At 35.4% G+C, this 2,396-nt stretch carries 5 protein-coding genes and 1 pseudogene; 1 reads left to right on the forward strand and 5 read right to left on the reverse strand.

Features of this window, described 5'->3' with window-relative positions; all coding sequences use genetic code 11:
- The 3 genes from M2R47_RS09265 to M2R47_RS09275 form a co-directional block, all read right to left on the reverse strand.
- A partial coding sequence (locus tag M2R47_RS09265) for a hypothetical protein (protein ID WP_249102487.1) occupies positions 1-450 on the reverse strand: 450 nt, incomplete at its 3' end.
- Positions 451-604: 154 nt separating this feature from the next.
- Complete coding sequence (locus M2R47_RS09270; RefSeq protein ID WP_249102488.1) at positions 605-1,222, reverse strand: hypothetical protein; 618 nt, start codon at positions 1,220-1,222, stop codon at positions 605-607.
- An 8-nt stretch (positions 1,223-1,230) separates the two neighbouring features.
- Entirely contained in the window at positions 1,231-1,617 is a 387-nt protein-coding gene (locus M2R47_RS09275; RefSeq protein WP_249102491.1) for a hypothetical protein, read from the reverse strand.
- A 12-nt stretch (positions 1,618-1,629) separates the two neighbouring features.
- On the opposite strand from M2R47_RS09275, the gene M2R47_RS09280 reads away from it, so the two are divergent.
- Complete coding sequence (locus tag M2R47_RS09280; RefSeq protein ID WP_249102497.1) at positions 1,630-1,782, forward strand: hypothetical protein; 153 nt, start codon at positions 1,630-1,632, stop codon at positions 1,780-1,782.
- Between the two features lie 126 nt (positions 1,783-1,908).
- On the opposite strand, the gene M2R47_RS09285 is transcribed toward M2R47_RS09280, so the two are convergent.
- The gene (locus M2R47_RS09285) at positions 1,909-2,151 is read right to left on the reverse strand and encodes a hypothetical protein (RefSeq protein ID WP_249102498.1); all 243 of its coding nucleotides are present in this window, start codon (positions 2,149-2,151) and stop codon (positions 1,909-1,911) included.
- A gap of 163 nt (positions 2,152-2,314) precedes the next feature.
- Positions 2,315-2,396 (reverse strand): annotated as a pseudogene (locus M2R47_RS09290) (RNA-guided endonuclease TnpB family protein); the annotation flags it as partial.

Raw genomic sequence — 2,396 nt, forward strand, 5'->3', positions numbered from 1 at the left:
GTGGTTTTGTACATCACGGACAATGCGATGAATGTCATTGATGTTTAAGCATTGACCCAGTACACTACGCTTGCCATGGGTTGATGGTGCTAAAGCAAAGGCAAATTGGTTTAAATCCATACTACCAGTAGTAGCAGCATCCAGTGGTGCATAAGCGATTTGATTGATGGTAAAGCAAGGCAAATCATCGTGGCTGTCTTGATTGTCAGTATGAACAGAATCCATCTTAGCGGCAGGCTCAAAGGCAGGCACCTCAACTTGTACACTAGGATTTGTCATCAATGATTGATGAAGCACCGCCTGTCTTTGTTCATTAAGCAAGATTTGCTGATGGGCAATCTGTTTAGAAGTGTTGGCATAAGCTGAACAACATAAGGTCAAAGAGACAGCCAGTGCCAATCGTGTTGGTAAGGATAATATAGGGTAAGATGGGTGGTTGGTATGGGTCATGGGTTTGGGGTTTTTGGGGTTGGTGGTTGTGGTTAATGGGTTATGGTCGTTAAGGGTTAGGCTTGGGCAAAGCGAAGGCCAACGAATTCAATGAGTTACGCCATAAATGTTGGGTTATGCTGTTGGCAACCTGAGCCTACGGGCTACGAGCCTATCATCTATCATCAATAATTTTATCTAGGATTCCACCGTAATAAATACTATAGTAGTGAAATTTATCATCACAAATAATTAATTTGTTATCTTTAAAAAAATAGCGATTATATAGATATATATCTTTAATTTCATAATTTAAATAGTCTGATTTAAATTTTTCCACATCGTCTATCTTTATATTTTCTTCAATTTTATCAAAATATTTTTTTTCAATAATAAGTTTAAATAAATAAAAAAATAGTAATTCTTTTAAACCACCATAATAAGGTTTTTCATATTTTTCTCCATAATCAAATGAATATATTTTTTTATCAATGTAATCTAGGCATATTGCTTCGGACATAAAATCAGTTCCTAAGTATTCACAAAATTTAGGTAAAACCATATCATCAAGAAAATCATCTGTTGTATAATACCATTTAAAACTATCAAAAACCAAGTAAGCATAATGTTGATTTAAAAACTCACTATTACCATAATTTAATAAAAATTGATAATGTTCATCACAAATATCAATATTGTTTTGTGATAAAAAATCATCAAGTTCTTGTTTGGGAACTGGTGTTACTTCTACTTTTTCAAGCATTAGGCTGGTAAGTTGGTCTAAAATGGTCATAAATCACCTCATTTTTTAGTAGAATTGTTGATGTAATGCTCATAAATTTCTTTGTTAAATTCACAAGTAGCACACATATACATTTGGTTAGAGCTTAAGCCACGCTGTTTGGCTTCATCGGCTTTGATTGGATAAGGATTGTCCTTTTGACCACGCCACATAATGGCAAAACCTGTTACAGGACTTGGATTGGCTTGGGCGGCGACAGAACATTTGGGTTCTGCACAGGCTCCGACTTGATTGCTACCTTTAACTGTTTTTAAGCCGTGTGCATTACTTAAAGTATCTGTACCTACTTTATATTTACCTGCCCCATATTTTTTATCGAGGGCTTGTTGGGTGGCTTGAATGCGTTCTAAGGTTTTAGGATTACTTAAATCTCCTGATAATCCCACTTTGCCAATAAATTGGCATACGAACCAGAATTGGAAAAATACGCACAAGGCGACTTAAACCACTATGGCAGACTGGCAGACTGGATTACACAAGACTTACTAGACCCAAACAGAGCCAACTTTTATCGCCCAATATTGGAGCGATTGGGGTTTGTGGAGTGGTGATGGGGTTTGTATAAAATCTAACCTGCAAACTCCGCCATTTAGGGCTGGTTTAGTATGACAAAAAAGCGAAATACTCAATAGCTATTTTTAAACTATTGAGTTATGCAGATTTAGATTATGGGTGTATTACCAGTCTAGTTCGCCTTTTGATTTTTTTAAATCTTCCGAAACAGAAAGACTATAACCCGAGCCAAATATGTCTTTTAATTGATATTTGGTGGCTTCTATTATACAAAATGATAAATCATCATCATAGACTTCTGTGATATGAAAATCTGTTTCATAGAACTGATTATATTTGGTTATTACCTCTTCCAGAACTTCTGAAAACATAACCATAACCTTAAAAGATATTTTTTGTGAACTCATTTGTCTGCTCCATCAATAAGAATTAATTTAACACGATGATTCATGAATTCATCTCCTTATCTGCTCAATCATGTCTTTTAAAGATATAAAGATATACTTAAATGTATCCTTTGCATGAAAAATTGCTGCTATAAATAACAATACAATTGACTTCCTCCCCTCGCTAAACCGAGGGGATTCCTACTGCTAGACGGTCAAGCCCGACCGCAAGAATGTTCTTACTAGCATTGATATCTCTATCATGC

Source organism: Moraxella oculi (assembly GCF_023336735.1).
Taxonomy (GTDB): domain Bacteria; phylum Pseudomonadota; class Gammaproteobacteria; order Pseudomonadales; family Moraxellaceae; genus Moraxella; species Moraxella oculi.

What these genes read in the sequence shown, in the direction of transcription:
- M2R47_RS09270 (WP_249102488.1), bottom strand. Translation starts at nt 1,222, where the DNA reads ATGACCATTTTAGACCAACTTACCAGCCTAATGCTTGAAAAAGTAGAA.
- M2R47_RS09285 (WP_249102498.1), bottom strand. Translation starts at nt 2,151, where the DNA reads ATGAGTTCACAAAAAATATCTTTTAAGGTTATGGTTATGTTTTCAGAA.